Genomic DNA, 21,139 nt, shown 5'->3' on the forward strand with positions numbered 1-21,139 from the left:
ATGTTATGTAGGCTATAGTCCAAGAGGAATACCCAGATATACATAGGATATGAAGGTAACACGTGAAAATATTTCAACTTAATAGATAGAGGAGTGCGATGAAACGAATGTATCAATCATTTGGAATGCCCTTTGATTATCGATACGGACAACAAGGTGGACATCATGGTGGCGGACATCACGGCGGTGGCCATCATGGCGGTGGACATCATGGCGGCTTTAATTTAGGTAATGTAGGTGCAGGACTGCTTGGCCTTGGATTAGGTTATTTAGGTTCAAGTCTTGGTGGTGGATATGGTCCTGGTTATGGATACCCTGGTTATGGTCCAGGATACGGTGCTGGATACGGATATCCTGGAGGTTCCCCTGGTTATGGTTCAGGATATGGACCTGGTTATGGCATGTATGGACCGGGATATGGTCCTGGAATGGGTGGCTATGGCGGCGGTTTCGGCCAAGGATACTGATTTTTTTTTAAAGTTAAAGCGTGTGGTCCTTTTGTAATATCCATGGACCTCACGCTTTTTTTATATTTTTTAAATATTTTTACTGTTTTTTTGTTTCAGCAGGTGTAAAATGTTTCTCAAAGGAAACATTTCTGTATTTGCGCATATATAATATTATTCAAAACCTTCAAATAAAGGAACATAAAATAAAAGGAGAAGAGACTATGACAGAAAATCTGCTTTTAGCGTTTGGACTGACATTATTTGCAGGCCTTGCAACAGGTATAGGAAGTCTGCTCGCATTTTTCACATCACATACAAATACGAAATTTCTATCTGTTACCCTTGGGTTTTCTGCTGGTGTCATGATTTATGTATCCATGGTAGAGATTTTTGTAAAAGCAAAGGTCGCTCTTGTGGATGCAATGGGTGTTGTTCCGGGTAACTGGTTAACGGTGGGTGGATTTTTCGGAGGTATGCTCTTGATCGCTGCCATTGACAAATTTATTCCAAAGCAATCCAACCCGCATGAATTGAAAACAGTCGAGGACATGAATACGCCAGGTCCCATTGACGGGAAAAAACCTGACCTGTTAAAAATGGGGACATTTACAGCACTTGCCATAGGTATCCACAACTTTCCTGAAGGAATTGCTACCTTCACTTCGGCTTTACAGGACCCTGCACTAGGGATCGCTATCGCCGTTGCGATAGCCATCCATAACATCCCAGAGGGGATTGCCGTTTCTGTGCCAGTTTATTTTGCAACAGGTGATAAGAAAAAGGCTTTCAAACTATCATTCTTGTCTGGCTTATCTGAACCAATTGGCGCAATCGTTGCCTATCTATTCTTAATGCCTTTCCTGAACGATGTCATGTTTGGAATCATCTTCGCTGCTGTTGCGGGAATTATGGTGTTCATCTCCTTGGATGAATTATTACCTGCCGCAAAAAGATATGATGAATCCCATCTAGCAATCTATGGCCTCATGGCTGGTATGGCCGTCATGGCACTTAGCCTATTACTATTCATCTAAACCAATTCAAATCAAAGTGAATACGCAAAAGCCAGCAAATTGCTGGCTTTTTTTCATTTCGGATTCAAGAAAGTGTCCGCCTGAGGTGGAAAGTGTCCACGAGCGGTGACAGGCACCGATTTACGCACCAGGGTTATTTATTTTTAGGTACAAAGTTTCAAGGTTCAAATGGGGGCATATATTAGATGGAAATTTCTAAAATAAATGGAAGAGGGTGAATTTATTGATGAAAAGGGCCCTTTTTACTATTCCGCTTTGTTTGATACTCATTGGGGTGATGGTTACTTCTTTTGTTCTAATGGGTATTAAGCCTAGCTCTTCGAATATTTCTCAAGCTCAAAAGCTAGCGGAATACACGAAGCCAGCGGTTGTTCGGATTCTTGGCTACTCTGTGGTTGGGTGGCAATTTAACAATCCTAATGACCCTGAGGTAGAGGCCATACTAAGTCAATTAAACTACCAGTCTGTTGTTGGGGGCTCTGGTTCTGGTGCAATAATCAGCTCTGATGGGTATATTGTCACGAATGCCCATGTTGTAGAATCCGCACAAATGGAAGACGAAGATATTGCCAATGCAGCATTTGATCAGCTAGTCACGATTATGGCAGATTATTTTCAGGTAGATTATGAAACAGCGTATGAATACATGTTGACGTATACGCAATACACACAGATTCAAAAGGTGATTAAAGTTATTTTACCAGGCGGGGACATTCTTGACGGTGAAGTGAAAAGTTATGGTGCACCTGTCAATGAGGGTAAAGATGTAGCGGTACTTAAGGTTGAAGGGAAAAATCTTCCTACTTTAAAACTTGGAAATTCTGATAATATCCAAAACCAGGATAATATTTGGGTTAGCGGCTATCCGGCTGCTGCCGATTCTGATTTGCTATCACCTGATTCCTCTCTCGTATCCTCAATGAATGCTGGTCAAATTTCTGCTACAGATAAGAAAACTGAGCAAGGAAGCCCGGTTATTCAAATTAATGCAGCTGCCACGCATGGAAATAGTGGTGGACCAGTAATCAATGAAAAAGGAGAAATCATTGGCTTACTAACCTTTAGAGGCGATACTGTAAACGGCCAAGAAGTTCAAGGCTTCAACTTTTCCGTGCCGGTTAATACCGTTAAAGAATTTACAAACCAAGCTGGTGCGAAAAATAGTTCAAGCAACACAGATAAACTGTATAAGGAAGGGCTCGAGCTTTATTGGGGCGGCTACTATGATAACGCTCTAGAAAAATTCGAAGCGGTCCAAAGACTTTATCCAAACCACTCTGAAATTAAAAAGTTCATCACGAACTCCGAGCAACGAGCTGGAGACAGTAAAACTTTATGGTCGGATTATAAAACCATCTTCTATATCGTAGATGGCGTTGCCGCATTATTGATTATACTGCTCTTAGTATTCACCTTTGCCTTTAAACCGAAAAATAGACCTGCGGCTGCAGCTTCACCGCAGATTCCACCAGCAGCACCACCGCCACAGGTACCGGAAAACACCATTCCAGACCTAAACAACGATGGAAAAATTGACGTCCAAGATATCATACTCGCCCTCCAAGAGCAGCAAAAGAAACAACAGAAAAAAGACGAAGAAAACAATAGTTAAAATGAAGGAAAATGAATAATTGGAGACAACTACGTTGTCTCATCGGTGACAGGCACCAAGGGAATCCCTTGGTGTTTCATTTTTGTTTCAAATATGGATAAAACGTATAAAAAGTAGTAGGAGTTAATATCTATTAATAAATGTTAACTTTAGGGGAGGAATGGCTTCTGAGAGGGATTTTACGATTGGTTGGTTTCCTCATTTTTGTCTTTGGGGTATTTTTGATTTTTGCTGATCAGGTATTTTTTGGGATTTTATCGATTATATTAGCTTTTTTAATTTTCCCTAACCGAAGTAATAGTAAGAGTCACCACTATCACCCTTACGACAATGACTATAGCAATGATCATGCCTACAGCTCTGACAGTGACTCAGGGGGCGGCGACTCGGGCGGTGGGGGTGGTGGCGACTAATAGAAAAACATCCTCAACTGGAGGATGTTTTTAATTTAAGTCATGATGAGCACTTGCTCTAAATGCTTATGTGCGCCTCATTGTTCTCGTTTTTGAAGGTTGTTTTCACAAAGTATATGTGAATAATGTAAGAATCATATTATAATGGTAATGAATTCATTTTTTCCTTTTATAGCCAGAACCCACAAAGGTTGTGTTTCGAATGATTTGGTTATATTTTATTCTTTCTTATTTTATAGGCAGTATCATGTTTGGCTTTCTTATCACGAAAATCATTTATCGTAAGGATATTCGCGTTCAAGGGAGCGGTAATGTCGGTGCAAGAAACGCCGGCCGCCTTCATGGCAAAAGTGCTTTTGTATTGATTTTTCTCGGTGATGCACTTAAAGGTGTCCTAGTTATTTTGGCTGCCCGTTACTTGCAATTTTCTGAATCTATTCAACTAGTAGGGCTTGCTCTCGCCATTTTTGGTCATATCAAGCCGGTTACCCTAAAATTCAAGGGTGGAAAAGGAATTTCTACCTTCATTGGTGGAATTATTACCTTTGAACCACTGCTTGTTCCGGTAATTATCCTGGGTTTTTGCGTCCTTTATCCTTTTATGAAAAGCTTCACTTTAGCAGGATTAGCGACCTTTCTATTTATCCCAGTGGTACTTTTTATAAAAAATAATGATTGGCTAAGTTGCCTCATAGCATTAGGTATTATCGCTATGCTTTACGCAGCACATGCAGAAAATCTCAAGGAAAGGCTGAAACCTAATGAGTAAGCACGAATTTTTTTTCAAAATCGCCACCACTCCTGATGAATTCGAACAAATTCATCGCTTAAACTATCAAACCTTTTCAGAGGAAATTCCACAGCACCAAAAAAATGAGGAACAAAAGTTAGTGGACGCATTCCATCCTGAAAATACATATATCATTTGTATTAAAGAAAACGAAGTTATTGGTATGGCTGCGATTCGCGATAATCGACCTTTTTCACTTGATCGAAAAATCGGTCCCGTTGAGCAATCAATGTCATTTCCAGTTAACTCCCCATGCGAAGTTAGGCTATTATCTGTCAAAAAAGAATACCGGAATGGCCGGGTATTTTTAGGTCTCGCACAGTTTCTAATAAAATATTGCTTAAAAAAAGGTTACGATATAGCTTTTATCTCCGGAACAGTCCGCCAATTGAAGCTTTACGGTCAATTAGGATTTCAGCCTTTTGCTCAATTAACAGGGACGGAAGATGCACTATTTCAACCTATGTACTTAACTAAGAAAACATTTGATGAATCGATTGCTGGCAGAATTCTACCGCCAACCATCCCCTTTTTGCCAGGACCGGTTCAAATTGCGGATAAAGTTATAGCCGCATTAAGCAAAACCCCGATTTCTCATCGGTCAGACCTTTATAAGGAAAAGCTAGAGAAGGCAAAGAGAATTCTTGGTCGATTGGTTAATAGTAAATATGTTCATATTTTCCTAGGCTCTGGAACACTTGCCAATGATGTTGTTGCAGCACAGCTTTCCTTAGAATCTGGACGGGGGCTCATTTTAACAAATGGTGAATTTGGCAGCCGTTTAGTGGAACAGGCTAGTAGATTGGGTCTGAATTTCGATGTACTTCAAAAGGATTGGGGACAGGCTTTCACACGTAATGAAATCATTGCTGAATTATCAAACGAAACCAGTTGGATTTGGGCTGTTCACAGTGAAACTTCCTCTGGTATGCTCAATGACCTTGGTTTGTTGAAGGAAATATCGGAGCAGCGTCAACTGAAACTATGTCTCGATTGTATTAGTTCTTTAGGGGCATTGGAAGTAGACTTAGAGGGAGTATTTTTGGCAACGGGTGTTAGTGGAAAAGCCATTCGTGCGCTAACAGGGCTTTCGTTCGTTTTCCATCACCACGAGGTTCAGCCATCATTAGCCCTTCCGAAATATCTTGATTTAGGAACCTACATGGCAAAGGAAAGCATCCCGTTTTCACAGTCATCGAACCTCCTAGAGGCACTATTGGCAGCATTAGAAGATATTAATAACGAAACCTTTGAAAAAGTGGTGGCAACACACTCTTTCTTAAAAAATCAGTTTAAACAATTTGATTTTACGATTATCAGTGAAGAAAACAGCTCACCCATCATTCTCACGATCGAGATAGCAAGCTCTATTTCTTCCGCTGTAATCGGAGATATCCTATACAATCATGGCTATCAGCTGCACTACGAAAGTGATTATCTACAGCGAAGAAACTGGATTCAGATTGCCTGCATCGATCACTACGCAACCTCCGATTTGGAGAAAATGGCCCACCTTCTAAATAGAGTCATAACCTACGAACAAAATGCCTTACAACAAGCATTAGTGAATCGTCAATAGAAAACCGGTTTAGTCACTGTCAGAAAGAAATCCTGGCAGTGACCTTTTTATTTTCCGAGTGTCCGCCTGAGGTGGACACTGTCCACGGGCGGTGCCTGTCACCCTTATTATCAGCGGAGAGTAACGGCTTCCCAAATGCTTTCATCTGTTATATCATTCTCTCCCTCTAGGTCGGAAATGGTTCGAGCTAGGCGGATGATTTTTATTTGGGTACGATTGCTCCAGTTTTTCTTAGAAGCAAGCTGGTGAATTGTTCTATGTTGTTCCTGGGATATTGGACTTGTTTTTTGCAGTGTGTCGTAGCTAACCCTACTGTTGCATAGTTCTTTTCCATACCGCTCGTATTGCCTGTTCCTAGCAGTTTCCACTCTATGTTGGAAGTATTTTGATGATATCTCCCCTTTTTCAGTTTCAACCTTTAAATTAACGGGCTTAATTTTGAGATGAATATCAAATCTATCACGAAGCGGTCCAGAAATTCTATTGTGGTAAGATTGAGTTTGTCTTGAGGTACAGGTGCAATAATGGGTATTTGAACCTGAATACCCACATGGACATGGATTCATGGCGGCGATTAAGATAAAGGATGCTGGATATGTTAGAGTTGCATGTGTACGGCTAATCGTAATTTTGCCATTTTCAAATGGCTGCCGCAGCATATCAAGAGTTTTTTTCGGGAATTCTGCAATTTCATCAAGGAATAAGACACCCCGATGGGCTAAGGAAATCTCTCCAGGCTTAGGGTAAGTCCCTCCACCGATTATGGAGATTCCTGATGCAGAATGATGGGGATTTCGAAATGGGGGATAATTTGCATTAGGATAGCTGATTCCACTTAATTGATGTAGAGCAATTATTTCTAATTGTCCTTCCTTTGACAGTGGAGGCAAAATGGAGGGAAAGCTCTCTGCCAGCATACTCTTCCCGCATCCTGGAGGTCCAGTCATCAAAACATGGTGTCCCCCTGCCGCCGCCACTTCTAATGCTCTTTTAGTACTTTTATGTCCGATAATTTGATTGAAGTCGATAAAGTTATGATTTTCATCTAAACCAATTACATCTATTTTTGGTAAAAAAAGCGCCCCTCCCCTTCCTTCTAACTTCTCTATAACTTCTTTCAATGTAGAAATATAGATAATTTCCAACTCATCGAAATCGAGGACCGGGAGCTTTGAATCATAAGGCATATAAAGCCTCTTTATCCCTAACCTTTTCGCAGCTAAAACTGCAGGGAGCATACCTTCAACGGGCACAACACCACCGTCCAAAGAGAGTGCTCCAATGAATCCATTGTTTTCCGGTATCGATATGACCAGTTCATTCAGACTTACTAAGACACCAATCGCCATAGGAAGATCAAACATTGGACCACTTTTCTTTTGTTCAGAGGGTGAAAGATTGATAATTATTTTTTGGCCATTTACGGTATATCCTAGTGACCGAAGCGCTGCTAGAATACGTTCTTTGGACTCTTTAACTGCGGCGTCAGGGAGTCCAACAATTCGGATAGAATCATTTCCAACAAACGTTTTTACCTCAACATGTAAACGATAACCCTCCATCCCCTTTAATCCAATACTCGTTACTTTTGCACACATGGGTTTTCCTCTTTTCTAGAAATCATCATAACTTTTCCGTTATTGAGTAAAAAAAGATCCATAAGCGGCGTCTTTACAAATTCCTCATAATGCTTGGACGCTGGTGAAGGAAAATAGGAAAGCAGATGTTTGGTATCAACTAGCTGGCTAATTTCGCCATAAACATAAGCGTTGTAACTGCTCCATGGATAGTCCTCTAATTCATCTACTAGGCCAGCTTTGAGCGGATTCAGATGAATATACTTACTGACATCGAATTCATAATCAAGGGAATCTAATAATTCGGCTCCGTATCGCTTTTCAAATACATGGCCGCTGTAGTTATACTTTTTATTGAAATATTTGGCGTATTTTGTATTGAGATGGCTCATAAGAATGGTTGGAGAAGTGTCTGAAGTTTGAATCTGGAGGTGTGTATGATTGGTCATTAAACAGAAGGTGTGGAGCGTAAATGGAAAGCGATCCATTGTTTCTTTTAAAAAGCTAAGATACTTCATTCGATCTTCGTCATCATAAAAAAGTGTAGATTTCCGATTTCCTCTACTTGTAATATGATACTTTGCACCTGGAAACCAAGCACGGCGTTTTCGACCCATTGTGATCACTCCTATTTCGGTGGATTTTGATTGATGAAAAATTGGTGAGCTTGTAAAGCGGGGAAATTAAATTATACTATTCGACAACATCCTCCAAAATCCCTCCTCAGTAAACAGAAGAAAGGTCATTCATTTCTAATTAATTGAAATTAGTTATATAATTAACTTGGAAGGAGGGGAAAAGATGTATTTAGGCAAATTAGAACATGGAAAAGTAATACGCAGATTAAGAATGGAAAGGCAGCTTTCAATTGAAGATGTTGCTGAACTTATTGACGAAGACCCCAAATTTCTTCGAGAACTGGAAGAAGAGATGTACCCAGATATAGAATTTGGAATCTTTTTTTACCTTGCTAGGGCATTTGAAATGAAACCTTCCGCATTAATTATAGAGATTGAAAAGGATAATATCGATTTTCTTAATAGGAGTCAAATATATCAACGTAATAAATATGAATTAACAAAGCAAAGAGACAAACAAAGGAATTTAGTTCTACAAAAGAAAAGATCACATAACTTCAAAAATAAACATCCAAAACATCAATCAAATAAGAAAATAAACATCAATGAAAATAAACCAACAGCCTCAATAATAAACCTCTGTAAAAGGTATGAAATAATACCTTAACAAAACACTGCCACAAACCCAACTGTCCACTCCACACGGACAAAATGGCGCCTTTGTCCACGAGTGGTGACAGGCACCATACAAAAACACCAATAAACGGAGGTTTTATTTTGAGAAAATTATTGATTGTATTATCTGCGAGCATGTTATTTTTTCTTGGGGGATGTTCTTTCCTCAATGATGCACAGGATACGATTTCTTATGTTAATGAAGCAACTGATTATTTGTCTGCAGCGACTGATTTTGCTAGTGATGCCCCTGCGCTTGCGCAGCAAGCGGTTGGTGACCTCCAGGCTGCTGAGGATTTACAGACCATGCTTCAACAAATGCAGGAAACCGCTCAAGCCTTTAGTGAAATTCAAGCACCGGATATTGCTGCTGAGCTTCATCAGCAGATCATTGAACAAAACAGTACGATTGTAGCTGAAATTGAAACCTATTTAAACAATTTCAAGGATGGACTGCTTGATCCGGCAATACTTGAAAATACTGAGCTGTTTCAATCCGTACAAGATATTACCAGCATCATTGACCAGATTAAACAGCTTAGTGGTGAATAGTTCGACTCCAAACGAAGGAGGTAGAGCTACTTGAGAAAATACTTTATCTTTTCATTCATTTTAGGTTTCCTCTTACTAACAAGCTGCAATTCTAAGGGTGAATCTGATATTAAAGGAACCGTTATGGAAGTTGGGCACAGCAGTATTTTAGTAGAAGATGAAAAATTGGGTTTAATCTGGCTCTCATTGCCTGATGGAACCGACGTGCGAGACTTCAAACAAGGTCAAAGTGTTGCAGTTTGGACAGATGGAAAAATTCGAGAGTCCTATCCTTTACAAGGTACGGCTTTAAATATTGAGCTTATCAAATAGGAAAACAGGCTGACTCATCATTCAGCCTGTTTTCTTTTGCTATCGTAATGCTTCGTATTTACAGTTCACCATTATAAAACTGCAAATATCCTAGTTTCCAAGAAATGAAAGCACTGAGACAGACGGCGCTAATCATGAGGATGAAAAAGAGCCAGTCCATACGCGACACCGTAATCTCTCGGTAGAATATCCGATTTTTATCTCCAGTGAAGCCTTTTGATTCCATCGCAAGTGCGGTGCGCTCTGCTTTACGGATTGCTCCAGCAAGGAGTGGTATCACATATCGTTTCAACTGCTTTACTTTATCAGGTATGGTTCGTGCCCGTGCTACGCCCCTTACTCGATGCGCATTTTGCAGGGTCTGAAACTCTTCCTTGATTAACGGCAGGAATCGGTAACCGGCCATAATTCCGTAGGCGAGCTTTGGCGGCAGTTTACACTGCTGCATAAGGCTAAGCAGGAAGTCGGTTGGTTTCGTCGTTAACGTAAACATAATCGATAACGTGGCAAAGCTTAACACTCGTAAACCAAGTGAAGCTCCTCTCTGAAAGCCTTCTGCTGTCAGCGTCAAGAACCCCCATTGCCAAATGACCGAATCACCACCTTGGAGCCGTGGAAATAGCATAGTTGACCAGACATAAATCACAGCGATAAATAAAAACGGAGCGAATAACAGCAGCCATTTTTTAAAAGAAACACGGCCAAATAAAAAGGTCACTGTTACGGACCAAAGAATGGTCACAAGTGGTGTAATTGGATCGAAAAACACCGATAAGATTAAGATAGAAATGACGATAGCGAATGCTTTTATACTTGGATTCACCTCATTGAGCGACATGAATCTCTCTCCTTACGATTTCGTTTAGCAGCTGCTTTCTAAAAGGCAGCTTTAGCCTTGCTCTGTCTACGACTTCATGTTTTTCCCACAAGCTCTCAGGTGTCCCCGAGAAAATCAACTCTCCCTCATCCAAAACATGTATGGTATCCGCATATTGGTCAACCAGTTCCATATCATGGGTAATCATCAAAACGGCACCCTGTTTTTCATCTAGTACCCTCATGATTTCATACGCTGTGTTGGCATCCTGCCCAAATGTCGGTTCATCAAGAATAAGCAGCTCTTGGTCATGAACGAGCATGGTTGCGACACTCAAGCGACGCTTCTGCCCTTGGCTAAGGGAAAAAGGATGGGCATTAGCGTGTTTTTTCAATCCAATTTTTTCAAGGATGGCAAGAGCAGTTGATTTGTGTTCAAGACCAAAGGCAATTTCCTCATAAACACTGTCAGTGATAAACTGATGCTCAGGATTTTGAAAAACATATCCCAAAAGCTGAAATAAATCCTTTTCCTTCCACTTGGAAAGCGGAACGCCGAGAAAATGAATCTCCCCTTGAGTAAGTGGAATCAGTCCGGCCAAACATTTTGATAGAGTCGTCTTCCCCGACCCATTGGCGCCAACCAGTGCTGTCAGTTCTCCTTTTTGAATCGTCAGACTAACATTTTTCAAGTGTCCGCGTGCATACAGGCCACTAGCTTCGAGGATTGGTTTGCTTTTGGACCTGGTTTTGGTATCTTTTTTAAAAAAAGCATCTGGATCTTCAAGTCCTGACAGTAATTCATGATTTCGGAGCGGAGGTTTCTCCCCTTTATACACACCAGCATCCTTTGCTGTTAGGGCTGCCTCTACTACCTTTGGGAGCCAAATACCTTCCTTTTTCAAAAAAGGAGCAAATTCCCCAAAACATTGTTCAGAACTGCCATCGAAAAGAATACTCGCATTAGAATCGAAAACAAGACAGCGGTCAATCAGCTCCACCCAATCGTCAAGTTTATGTTCCACGACAATCAGCGTAAACGGGCGCTCTTTTTTTAAACGAGCGATGGTCTCTACTAGGTCTGAACTTGACTGAGGGTCAAGATTAGCCGTCGGTTCATCAAGGATGATGACCTCCGGCTCGAGTGCTAATACACACGCAAGAGCAAGTTTCTGCTTTTGACCCCCAGATAGTGTATGAATCATGGTCTTTTTTTCAGCCTGCAGGCCTACCAATTTAAGTGCATGATTAATCTTCGCTTCCATCTCTGCCCGTGGTACATGGAAATTCTCCAAGCCAAACGCTACTTCCTCCTCAACGGTCAGCATACAGAATTGGCTTTCGGGGTCTTGAAAAACAATCCCGATTTTCTGGTTGAGTTCGCCCTGTTTAAATTCATCCAGATTTCGCCCTTCAAAAGTAATGCTCCCTACCAATTCTCCATCCACTGCCTCCGGATACAGCTTGTTTAGACAATAAGCAAGTGTACTTTTTCCCGAACCGCTTGGGCCAAGAAGTAACAGTGATTGATTTTTCAAGACGGAAAAAGAAAGGTCTTTGAAAATAGCGCCCTCTTCATAGCTGAATCCCAGTCCCTCTACCTGAATCTGTGGTTCAAACCGTGACATTGCGCTTGTGTTCCTTTCCTAATGGAAAACTGTTTAAGGCCCCTGTTTTGGCAAGACCTTCACTTAGATACTTACCAAGTAAACCAGCGAGCAATGCTCCGCTCACAAGGCGGACAAAGAACATAGCGGTCACATAACCTGGCGACAGAGCGGCAAATCCTGAGACATAAAAGCCCCAAGCAAAGCTAAATAGTGATGAACCCATCCCTGCTGCCATCAATACCCAGGTCGAATAATTCTTCCACCTTGTTGCGGCAAAGACAGTTTCCGCGCCTAAACCTTGGATCATACCGGAGATGATCAACTGCGGTCCAACTGCGTTTCCAAGCATAACCTCCACCGTCGCAGCGACTGTTTCAGAGAGAAAGGCAGCACCCGGCTTGCGAATAATATAAGCCGCAATAATCGAAACGATAAACCAAATTCCAAAGATAATATCATAGCCAATCAAACCAAATAGACCGAAAAGAACATTACCGAGTTGGAGAAACAACAGATAGACGACAGCAAACACAACGGCTAGTACGGATAAAACAATAACCTCACGGAGTTTCCATTTTGCGAGCATTTATTTATCCCCCTTTTTTGAAGGGCTGTTCGCAGACATCGCAACCGTCATAACGATATGTGTAGAATCGCTATCGTGCGCACCTTGGAAAGCATCCTCCAATGTTTTGAAAACCTTGTTCGCATCGCCATCAAGTCTTGATGCATAGTGAACCCCTTTTGTAAAAGTTCCCTGTTCCTGAGCAAGTTTACACTGATCCATAATCACATTCATATAGGTTGGAATCCCCATTGGATATAGGGCAAATTGGACAGCCACTTCTTGTTTAATTTGCTGTGATTTTTCCTCATTAAGTCGCTCGGAGTTTTCGGATAGATAAACATCGCCTGCAGAATCTCCGGGACAGCCATTTGAAAAGGTCGCTTGCAGCACAACATGATCACCGTTTTTTGATGATTCTAAGAAAATAGCTTTCACAACATCAAAAACATGCTCGGACCTGCCTCTTACACATGTACTCACATCGTCCGACTCCATCCAAACCTTTGAAGTATCTACTTCCTTTAATGCTGATAGAATAATATCTACAAACCTATCAGACATCGGATAAATCGAAAAACGCGCCCCTGTGATTTCACTTGTTCCACAAAAATTAGACATCTAAAATTCCCCCTATCGTTATTTGGCAACAAAAAAACTGCATCCCATGGGAATGCAGTCGAATCATATCAACGTTGATGTAACGATAATCTTCTCCTGCACTTCCCCACGCTAGTATTATCTAGATCGGGTCATAAGGGTCGGACAAACGTCCTCTCAGCCAAAAAAGCTCCCCTAGTGCAAAAACCGTATGCAATTTTCATTGTTGCCTTAATAGTAAGATAAATTCTTCCTCTTGTAAAGGAACTTATTTGGTGCCTGTCACCATAGCCTTTGGCTATGGTGACAGGCACCGCTCGTGGACACTGTCCACCTCAGGCGGACATTTTATTTCAAAAAAGGTGGAGAGAGTATCTCTACTCTTTCCACCTTTTAAAAGTATTTATTTTTTTCCTTTACTAGGATCAACCGTAAAGGTTATTTCTGTTGTAGCCTCATTGTAGTGTGTGAAGAAACCATTGTTGAATTGATCTTTCGCTAAAACAATGATTTTGTAGGTTCCAGGCATTTTAGGCGTCCATGAAACTGTGCTGTTTACTCCATAATCTTGTAATAGGGTAATATCCCCTTTTTCATCTTGAAGTAAGAAACGATACACCGCATATCTGCTTCCTTCTGAGGTAGCAGTGAACTGATGTGGATTCCTAAATGCATGGTTACCATTTACAACGTAGGATATGCTGACTTTTGTCACTACTTCATCGGTAACCATAACTTGAGCCACTGAGCTTTCGTTTCCGGAAACGTCTGCTGCAGTCACTAAAATCACTGCACCTACTACTTGCTTTGATATCTCAATTGTGAAGTCGCCTTCTGCATTGGCTTTAGTATTGCCAATTTCTTCACCATTTACCTTTGCTGTCACATTTGCGCCTGGTTCGGCTTTTCCACTAATAAATAGGTCATTGTCATTAACCCCATTTACAACAGGGACTTCTGGTGCAGTTACGTCAATAACTGTTACTTCAGCAGCTTCACTAACATTACCTGCAGCATCTGATGAAGTAACTAGAATCTTCGTTCCTGCTTTTTGCAAGGCTATTTCAATTGTGAAATCTCCTGCTGCATTTGCAGTAGTTGAGCCAATTTCTTGACCATCAACTTTTGCTGCTACAACTGCATTGGCTTCCGTTGTTCCGCTAATTTCTGTTGCTTTATCTGTTACAGCATTAACAACGGGTGCTTCTGGGTTACTAGTATCAGTACCAATCAATTCTTTCGTGTCCCTTACACGGATTCGTGTACCATCTGCAAAAGTACCAGAGAGACCGACTGCTTCAAGTGTATCGCCAACTTTAAGAACAGGGACTGGACCGCTTTGGTTAACAATATAACCATCTGTGAAGACTAAAATGTCGCCAGATCCATCATTGATTACATAAGAATTAGCGTCAAAAATGGATACCACTTTACCTTTTACCTTAACAAGCAGACCTTGGTTTGCATCGGACGTCGCTTCACCTGTAGGTACTAATTTAGGCTGTAAAGGTTCACCTGTACCAATTTTTATGACATCCTGATTAAAGCTAGTAAACTCAATTTCTTTGTTTCCGTCAAAAGTAATAATGTGCCCGTAAATACGAACCTTATCACCTGGTTTTATGCTATCAGCTGGAACCTCTTGGAATGCCATGATTCCGCCGGTTTCATCCTCTACATAGAATGCATCGAAGAATACTCCAGCGCCTGTTGTTACAGTTCCTTCTATGACAGTATGAGTGTCTTCTGCCAATTTACGAGCATCGCCGATTTTCGCTACTTTTGTTTCGCGTCCGGCCAGCCAGTTAATCGCATTAAGTGAGAATTCGTCATTGCCTTTTGGCTCGTACGATTCATCAATCTGCTTATCATTGAAAATGTTCATACCAGAAACGATGATACGTCCATTTTCTCCGATTTCTTCTGAGGCGATTAATGGAATCGCTGACCCGCCAGTTGCATCGGATACTGCATCATAGGTGTAGCCGCCTTTGATATTACCTTGATAAGTGGTTTCATTTCCTTTTGCTAAAATCGTAACCTTACCTCCGTCAGTTAACGGTTGGTTATTAGCTGCCGATAAACTTGTTCCACTATAGTAATCTAAGAATGATACGCGGTCCGTAATATAATTCGAAACTAAGCCCGGGGATACACGGACAGCAAATGGGCTTACCTTTGGATCGCTCCAGAAGTTACCTTCTTCACTATCATCGAATACCCCGTCATTACCCATACGAATCGTTGAACCAATTTCCCCTAATAAAGAGTTATTGATTGTAGGGTCCGTGCTATTATTACTCTTACCTGCAAACAAGACGGAGCCGCCATTTTTTACAAACTTAGCAATGGCTGCACTTTCCTCTGCTGTAAACGCCGTACGATTGTGTGTAATGACTAAAACTTTTACAGTGCTTAATACTGCATCCGAAAAGGTTTCTTTGTTTTCAACAACCGTATAACCTTCTTTTTGTAAAAGAATGGTAAAGGCTTTAAGGTTGTCTTTATAAGTCCCACCGTCTGAACTTGTGTTTTCATTGTTGTGTTTCGCGTCAATCATTACTTTTATTCCCAGTGGCTCTTTTACATTAACATCCAGAGTAAATTGGTGATTCCCATAATCAGATGAAGCCACAGCGATTAATTTGTGATCGCCTTTTATTGTATTGCTCCACGTAAAGCTTGCGGTTCCAACGCCCTTCGATACGATAGATGAAAGAGTTTGTGTCCCAATAAGGTTCGCATCTATTACCTCATCGTAGTAAAGGTCCACTTTTACATTTTGTACATCTTGTGTACCGTTATTGCTTACACTTGCTTTTAATGTAGCTGGATTGCCTTCAAAAATTACTTCTCCTTCAACGTCGATTCCGTTAACACGAACGTCAACTGCTTCTTCTTTTGACCAAATTGGAGCAGAATACATTCTTTCACCATCTGCTTGTGTTACACGAACTACAAACCATTGCTGTCCGCCAGCCACATTGTAAGATGGTTCCCATGTGAAATCCTTTGTCATTGGAGAATATGAATCAACAACAACGCCGCCATTTGTGATTAATTCTACTTTTTCAACTCTATCATCTGATTTATAATCAGCAGCTAAGTAGTCATATTCACTCATAGAGCGATTTTCAGCAACTAAGTCGCTTCCTTTAATCTTGAACTTCAAATCCTTGCTGTCAACGGTAGATCCCATATAATAACCATTTGCTAGTACATCTAGCGTAAAGTTTGGATCTTCTACCATGTACACACGCATATTACGCATAGAGTGTAATAGAGATGTTTGTGAAAGATCGTCAGCTACGATTACTGTACGAGCTCTTGTTTGTCCCCATGTTCCTTCATGGTTATCCTCACCATAAGTTGGAGCTACGTGCCAGCCTAAGTCTAGTACAGAGAAGAACTTCTTCTCAGCATTTGCATAAGCATAGTGTCCGGAACCATTACCAACCTCAAGCATGGTGAAAAGCTTGTCCACTTCTTTGTTATAAGGTTTGAAGTTGTTGAAAGCAGCATTTGACATATCAGGGTGGTTAAATTGTCCGACGATATCATCGTAAGTCATAACCCATGCATAGTATTGGTTTAGATCTTGGTATTGCTTGCCGTTAATATTACGATCGATAAAGTTCTCTGAACCAAAGATATTGGAATGTCCCCATGTTGTAGAAGTCATTTCAAACGCTGGGAAAACTACATATTCACCATTTTTAGTGTTCTGATCAGCTAGATCCTTCGTTAACTGCCAATCTGAACCACCTGTACGTTCTTGCATACCATCACGAACAACAGTGTCCTGACCAAGTAGGGTTGGATCGATATCGTGTGAGTGGTCAGAGAAAGCAAACCAGTCATATCCGTATCTTTTACCAGCAGCAACTGCTGCTTCTGGACTACCTGCACCATCATGTGAAATATTCGTATGATTGTGAGTAGTTCCACGGTAATGATTACCGCCAGTGAAACGAGGAACAGATTCAAACGTCCATTCTTTTGTACCTTTATTACTTTTAGAGTCAGTTGCTTCTACTTTAACGGTATGAACACCGTTTTCAAGGTCTTGCTCAGGTGTGAATTTAACTTGCTTTTTACTGATTGTTGCGTTTGTTACTTCTAATCCATCAAACCAAACCTTTACAGTTGTTGTATCTACTTCGCTTGGGTCTTCCATAACAACTGAAATTTCTGGCCGCGGGCTTTCTACCCTAGTACCATTTTGAGGGGTTTCGCTTAGGAATTCTGGTGCAAATGTGTCTTCAATCAAGGTTACTTGATGCGGCGCACTAGCTGTTCCAGAAGTTTGCGTCTTTTCTCCTGACTTTGCCTCAATATAGTATTCAAACGCATTAGCAGGTACGTCAGTTACATTAAGAGTAGCCGTATAACGACCTTCAGTTGTAGAAGTCATCGGAAGTGCTGTAAATTCCGCTGCATTTTCCGCACGGTAGTAAGCTGTAACAGACTCTGCACCGCTTGCAATTGCTACAAACTCAATGTTTGTATCTTGAAATACTTCTGTTAATGGAGTATGGCTCAAGTTTAACATCGCCACGATATCTTTATCATCACGTGGGAATACTTGATATCCATTAACGTGTGTAGCATTTGTTGTATATTGTCCAACGATACCAGTAATCGAATAGTTGTTACCAACTACAAGATCAGTATCTGGCTTAATTTCTGTACCGCCCATTACCCTGATTGTAGTTGATTTATTATTTTCATCTACCAAAGTTACATTGTAATTTGCGCCGGTAGCTGCAACAGCAGATACTTTACCGCTTACTTTTACAAGGCTACCTTCAAGAGGCTCGGCCACTGTAAATGTATTTAAATCAAGAATCGTAATATCCTTGACAGCTGGAATTGGATTTCCTTCGCTGACTTTAACAATTGCTGTTGGTTCGAATTCCGTTAGACCATTATAAACAATGACTTTCCCTGTCACTTTTAATTTGTCGCCACGTTGAATGCTAAGTCCTGAATCAAAGCTTCCAAATACGTTGATACCGCCAGTTTCGTCTTGGATATAATAGTTATTTTTCTGAGTTCCAAGAACACCATTTTGAACGGTTACGACACCTTCGATCGTATAAAAATTGTTGAGGTTAAGCAAGATCCCTTTAGAGTCAGTTGCTTTTACCTCATTTATAGGTGTGGCAACATCTAATACAGCTTTTTCAATAGGAACAGGCAAACTTTCTAACATAGTTCCTTTATCGCTAGTTGTCTTCTGTGTAACATAAACTGTAGCAGGTGCATTGTTAATCGTAATGTTGAAATCTCCTGAAGTACCTGCTTTTACTTCAGTTGTAGTTAGTTTTTGAGTAGCAGCTTCATCCGCATAAACATTGATGATGGCTTCCTTAACCGCTGCGCCAGCGCCGCCGATTAAAGTTCCTTGCCCAGCGTTAACCATATAGCTTAACTTATCAAAAATAACATTGCTACTCGGAGCAGCTTTATTAATTTGTATAGCAGCACTTTCGTCAAGATCAGTCTGTGTAGCAGAAACAAAAACTGCTGTCAGCGCTTTTTCAGACGTGAAGTTGATGTCAAAGGAACCGTCTTCTTCTGCTGTTACTGTTGAAAGAGGAGTTCCATTGGTTGCGTTTTCATATACATTAATAGTTGAATTTCCTTCAACTGCTTCAGGTCCTCCTGTTACCTTAACGGTAGTACCTTCTTGTAAAAATTGAATATTATAACCTTTCGGCTGTAAACTAATTTGTGGAACCATTGGTTCTTCAGGAGTGCTTGCAGTGTTTTTAGGTGTAATAACAGGACCTACAAAAAAGTCACCTGCGTTGTCATTAGTATCCCATGCATTCCCTTTACCTGAAGCAGGTTGAGTATTTGCATATGGTCTGCGGGTTGCACTAGTTGTATTGGAAAGTCCCTTTGTCGGAGCAGTCCCTTCAAAAGTTGTTGCACTGCCATATCCAACTAAATCAACTAAATCACCATTTTTATCTACTAATCTAACTTTACCATTCGACCCTGACATAGCAATTGTACCGGAATCATCTGCCAAAACAGGCTCTGTTCCGGTTGACCCACCAGCTTGGGTAATTAAATAGTAACCGTATGCAGGAATAGTATTATTTAAAGGAGTAGAGTTAGTAAATGCACCGGTATTTGAAGCATATTCTACCTTCCATCCTTCCAATAAAATCGGTTCATTTGTAGGGTTGTATAACTCAATAAAGTCCTTTTTAAAAGGGGCTCCAGAGTTTCCCCCACCGCCATAAACTTGAGAGATTACTACATGATTTGCCTGTTCGGCATAGGCTTTCCCCATTAAGCCGCTTGGTAAAAAGGTGCTAACTAATAAGAGAAACGCCATGAATGTTCTTATCCAGCGTTTTAAAAATTTCCCCTTGCTATAACTCATCTCTGTACCACCCTTTTGTTAGTTTTGCTATCTATTTCTACTTTTTTGAAAAATAGTCCCCTCTCTCTCTCCATAATATGTAGCTCTATTATTCTACAAAATTTTCACTAATATAGGAATAACCAAAATCATGGAATTATACTGATAATTTTCGACTTATGTATACAAAATTAGGAGAAATGTGATTATATATAGGAGGATTTCTTTTTTACGTTTAAAATTATTTTATAAAAACATTACTGGGGAGGTTGAAAGGTGATTTCTTTTTTCTACCAAAGTAGACAAGTTTTGAAATTTCATTTTAAATCAAATAGATTACTTAATTATCTTGCTATTTTAGCTATGATGGGTATTTTATTTCCCTCTTCAGCACATGCCCATGCCTATAGCGCAAGTTATACAAATATAAAAATGAATCCTGATAAAACCGAGTTTGTTTTTTATATTGATACCCTGTCAATTATCGAATTAATAGAGGATATTGATAAAAATAAAAATAATGAACTCGAGAAGTCGGAAATGAAAGAGAAAAACCATGATTTAGAGGAACTCGTTCACCACCATTTAACTCTAGATTTAAACAATCGGCAGCAAGAACCTATCTTGGAAAAAATGGTCTTGGAAAAAAAGGAAGATAAGATTTTTTTAACCTACTATTTAACTTTTCCTGCTTTCACTGCTGGTGACACCCTTAGCTTTAATGATGGACTGTATGTAAATGACCCTGCTACCAATTATGTTAACTTAATTTCTTTTGAGTTTGCTGGTACAACTGGACAAGCAATTTTACAAGGTAAAGAGCGAACTTGGACCATACTTTTAGCTGAAGCTCAGGAGGAGCAATCCCAAGATGGACAAACCTCACAACCTGAAGAATATCAGACACAACCTGATTCAACTCAAGAGGTTGACCCTAATGTAGAGGCCACCACTTCATCTTGGCTTTCCTTTTTCAAGCTCGGAATGCTCCATATCCTAACGGGTTACGATCATCTATTATTTCTATTAGCCTTACTTCTTAGAAGGCAGACGTTTAAGCAATATGCAGCGATTATTACATCCTTTACAATTGCCCATAGTATTACGATAAGTCTCGCTGTTTTAGGCGTGATTACATTGCCGTCGCGCTTCATTGAGTCTGTAATTGCTTTTAGCATCGTGTATGTAGCGCTCGAAAATATTTTCAGAAAAGAAATACGGCACCGCTGGGGCTTAACCTTCCTGTTTGGTTTAATCCACGGTCTTGGTTTTGCGAATATCTTAAAAGAAATGAACATCCCAAAAGCTGATTTAGCTCTTGCTTTAGTAAATTTTAATATAGGGATTGAGGTTGTCCAGTTAGCACTGGTATTACTCGTTCTTCCACTACTAACCTATATTTTCAGGCTCAAATCATCCGGATTAATTATTAAAGCAGGGTCAATTATAGTAGCAGCATTAGGAGCCTTCTGGTTCATAGAAAGAATCTTCTCCTAAATAAAACAACAAGGATTACCAAAAGGTAGTCCTTCTTCTTTTATTGAAAACTTTATGCACTTGCTCCAACCTAAAAGCTGTCATATGATGATATAAAATAT

17 protein-coding genes and 1 riboswitch are annotated in these 21,139 nt (G+C 40.4%); of the genes, 10 read left to right on the forward strand and 7 right to left on the reverse strand.

What is annotated here, in order from left to right; all coding sequences use genetic code 11:
• Positions 1-98: 98 nt before the first annotated feature.
• The 6 genes from M3189_RS10760 to M3189_RS10785 all read left to right on the forward strand — a co-directional run bounded on the left by M3189_RS10760 (position 99) and on the right by M3189_RS10785 (position 5,877).
• A complete protein-coding gene (locus M3189_RS10760) occupies positions 99-467 on the forward strand; it encodes a hypothetical protein (RefSeq protein WP_251634054.1) in 369 nt (122 codons plus the stop codon).
• Between the two features lie 203 nt (positions 468-670).
• A complete protein-coding gene (gene zupT, locus M3189_RS10765) occupies positions 671-1,483 on the forward strand; it encodes a zinc transporter ZupT (protein ID WP_251634056.1) in 813 nt (270 codons plus the stop codon).
• Between the two features lie 298 nt (positions 1,484-1,781).
• On the forward strand, positions 1,782-3,095 hold the full coding sequence (locus M3189_RS10770; protein ID WP_251634058.1) for a S1C family serine protease: 1,314 nt from the start codon (positions 1,782-1,784) through the stop codon (positions 3,093-3,095).
• Positions 3,096-3,235: 140 nt separating this feature from the next.
• Positions 3,236-3,508 (forward strand): hypothetical protein, encoded by a 273-nt coding sequence (locus M3189_RS10775; protein WP_251634059.1) that lies wholly within the window; start codon positions 3,236-3,238, stop codon positions 3,506-3,508.
• A gap of 202 nt (positions 3,509-3,710) precedes the next feature.
• Entirely contained in the window at positions 3,711-4,277 is a 567-nt protein-coding gene (locus tag M3189_RS10780) for a glycerol-3-phosphate acyltransferase (RefSeq protein ID WP_251634061.1), read from the forward strand.
• Positions 4,270-5,877: an aminotransferase class V-fold PLP-dependent enzyme gene (locus tag M3189_RS10785; RefSeq protein ID WP_251634062.1), complete on the forward strand. Its 1,608-nt coding sequence runs from the start codon at positions 4,270-4,272 to the stop codon at positions 5,875-5,877. Before M3189_RS10780 ends, M3189_RS10785 begins: the two co-directional genes overlap by 8 nt.
• Before the next feature lie 110 nt (positions 5,878-5,987).
• On the opposite strand, the gene M3189_RS10790 is transcribed toward M3189_RS10785, so the two are convergent.
• A complete protein-coding gene (locus M3189_RS10790) occupies positions 5,988-7,475 on the reverse strand; it encodes a YifB family Mg chelatase-like AAA ATPase (RefSeq protein WP_251634063.1) in 1,488 nt (495 codons plus the stop codon).
• A complete protein-coding gene (locus tag M3189_RS10795; protein ID WP_251634064.1) occupies positions 7,460-8,071 on the reverse strand; it encodes a transposase in 612 nt (203 codons plus the stop codon). The genes M3189_RS10790 and M3189_RS10795 overlap by 16 nt, the downstream gene beginning before the upstream one ends.
• A 184-nt stretch (positions 8,072-8,255) precedes the next feature.
• Here M3189_RS10795 and M3189_RS10800 point away from each other — a divergent pair, with 184 nt between their 5' ends.
• The 3 genes from M3189_RS10800 to M3189_RS10810 all read left to right on the forward strand — a co-directional run bounded on the left by M3189_RS10800 (position 8,256) and on the right by M3189_RS10810 (position 9,571).
• Positions 8,256-8,699: a helix-turn-helix domain-containing protein gene (locus M3189_RS10800; protein WP_251634065.1), complete on the forward strand. Its 444-nt coding sequence runs from the start codon at positions 8,256-8,258 to the stop codon at positions 8,697-8,699.
• A 110-nt stretch (positions 8,700-8,809) separates the two neighbouring features.
• The gene (locus M3189_RS10805; protein WP_251634066.1) at positions 8,810-9,259 is read left to right on the forward strand and encodes a DUF6376 family protein; all 450 of its coding nucleotides are present in this window, start codon (positions 8,810-8,812) and stop codon (positions 9,257-9,259) included.
• A 30-nt stretch (positions 9,260-9,289) separates the two neighbouring features.
• Positions 9,290-9,571: a DUF3221 domain-containing protein gene (locus tag M3189_RS10810; RefSeq protein ID WP_251634067.1), complete on the forward strand. Its 282-nt coding sequence runs from the start codon at positions 9,290-9,292 to the stop codon at positions 9,569-9,571.
• Between the two features lie 58 nt (positions 9,572-9,629).
• On the opposite strand, the gene M3189_RS10815 is transcribed toward M3189_RS10810, so the two are convergent.
• From M3189_RS10815 to M3189_RS10835, 5 genes are all read right to left on the reverse strand, one after another.
• Positions 9,630-10,409, reverse strand: coding sequence for an energy-coupling factor transporter transmembrane component T family protein (locus M3189_RS10815; RefSeq protein WP_251634068.1), 780 nt, complete (start codon positions 10,407-10,409; stop codon positions 9,630-9,632).
• Positions 10,396-12,015, reverse strand: coding sequence for an ABC transporter ATP-binding protein (locus M3189_RS10820; protein ID WP_251634069.1), 1,620 nt, complete (start codon positions 12,013-12,015; stop codon positions 10,396-10,398). The genes M3189_RS10815 and M3189_RS10820 overlap by 14 nt, the downstream gene beginning before the upstream one ends.
• A complete protein-coding gene (locus M3189_RS10825; RefSeq protein WP_251634070.1) occupies positions 12,002-12,583 on the reverse strand; it encodes an ECF transporter S component in 582 nt (193 codons plus the stop codon). Before M3189_RS10825 ends, M3189_RS10820 begins: the two co-directional genes overlap by 14 nt.
• The gene (locus tag M3189_RS10830; protein ID WP_251634071.1) at positions 12,584-13,183 is read right to left on the reverse strand and encodes a Ykof family thiamine-binding protein; all 600 of its coding nucleotides are present in this window, start codon (positions 13,181-13,183) and stop codon (positions 12,584-12,586) included.
• An 86-nt stretch (positions 13,184-13,269) separates the two neighbouring features.
• A riboswitch (TPP riboswitch) is annotated at positions 13,270-13,369 on the reverse strand.
• Between the two features lie 196 nt (positions 13,370-13,565).
• Positions 13,566-19,562, reverse strand: coding sequence for a DUF4350 domain-containing protein (locus tag M3189_RS10835; protein ID WP_251634072.1), 5,997 nt, complete (start codon positions 19,560-19,562; stop codon positions 13,566-13,568).
• Between the two features lie 288 nt (positions 19,563-19,850).
• On the opposite strand from M3189_RS10835, the gene M3189_RS10840 reads away from it, so the two are divergent.
• Positions 19,851-21,038 carry a HupE/UreJ family protein gene (locus tag M3189_RS10840; protein ID WP_251634073.1) on the forward strand — a complete coding sequence of 396 codons (1,188 nt, stop codon included), beginning with the start codon at positions 19,851-19,853 and terminating at the stop codon, positions 21,036-21,038.
• Positions 21,039-21,139 lie beyond the last annotated feature (101 nt).

It is taken from the genome of Neobacillus niacini, from assembly GCF_023715415.1.
Taxonomy (GTDB): Bacteria; Bacillota; Bacilli; order Bacillales; family Cytobacillaceae; genus Neobacillus; species Neobacillus niacini_C.

Bases quoted from the DNA above. Each gene is read 5' to 3' on its own strand.
- M3189_RS10760 (WP_251634054.1), top strand. From the start codon at position 99: ATGAAACGAATGTATCAATCATTTGGAATGCCCTTTGATTATCGATAC.
- zupT (WP_251634056.1), top strand. From the start codon at position 671: ATGACAGAAAATCTGCTTTTAGCGTTTGGACTGACATTATTTGCAGGC.
- M3189_RS10770 (WP_251634058.1), top strand. From the start codon at position 1,782: ATGGGTATTAAGCCTAGCTCTTCGAATATTTCTCAAGCTCAAAAGCTA.
- M3189_RS10775 (WP_251634059.1), top strand. From the start codon at position 3,236: ATGTTAACTTTAGGGGAGGAATGGCTTCTGAGAGGGATTTTACGATTG.
- M3189_RS10780 (WP_251634061.1), top strand. From the start codon at position 3,711: ATGATTTGGTTATATTTTATTCTTTCTTATTTTATAGGCAGTATCATG.
- M3189_RS10785 (WP_251634062.1), top strand. From the start codon at position 4,270: ATGAGTAAGCACGAATTTTTTTTCAAAATCGCCACCACTCCTGATGAA.
- M3189_RS10790 (WP_251634063.1), bottom strand. From the start codon at position 7,475: ATGTGTGCAAAAGTAACGAGTATTGGATTAAAGGGGATGGAGGGTTAT.
- M3189_RS10795 (WP_251634064.1), bottom strand. From the start codon at position 8,071: ATGGGTCGAAAACGCCGTGCTTGGTTTCCAGGTGCAAAGTATCATATT.
- M3189_RS10800 (WP_251634065.1), top strand. From the start codon at position 8,256: ATGTATTTAGGCAAATTAGAACATGGAAAAGTAATACGCAGATTAAGA.
- M3189_RS10815 (WP_251634068.1), bottom strand. From the start codon at position 10,409: ATGTCGCTCAATGAGGTGAATCCAAGTATAAAAGCATTCGCTATCGTC.
- M3189_RS10820 (WP_251634069.1), bottom strand. From the start codon at position 12,015: ATGTCACGGTTTGAACCACAGATTCAGGTAGAGGGACTGGGATTCAGC.
- M3189_RS10825 (WP_251634070.1), bottom strand. From the start codon at position 12,583: ATGCTCGCAAAATGGAAACTCCGTGAGGTTATTGTTTTATCCGTACTA.
- M3189_RS10830 (WP_251634071.1), bottom strand. From the start codon at position 13,183: ATGTCTAATTTTTGTGGAACAAGTGAAATCACAGGGGCGCGTTTTTCG.
- M3189_RS10835 (WP_251634072.1), bottom strand. From the start codon at position 19,562: ATGAGTTATAGCAAGGGGAAATTTTTAAAACGCTGGATAAGAACATTC.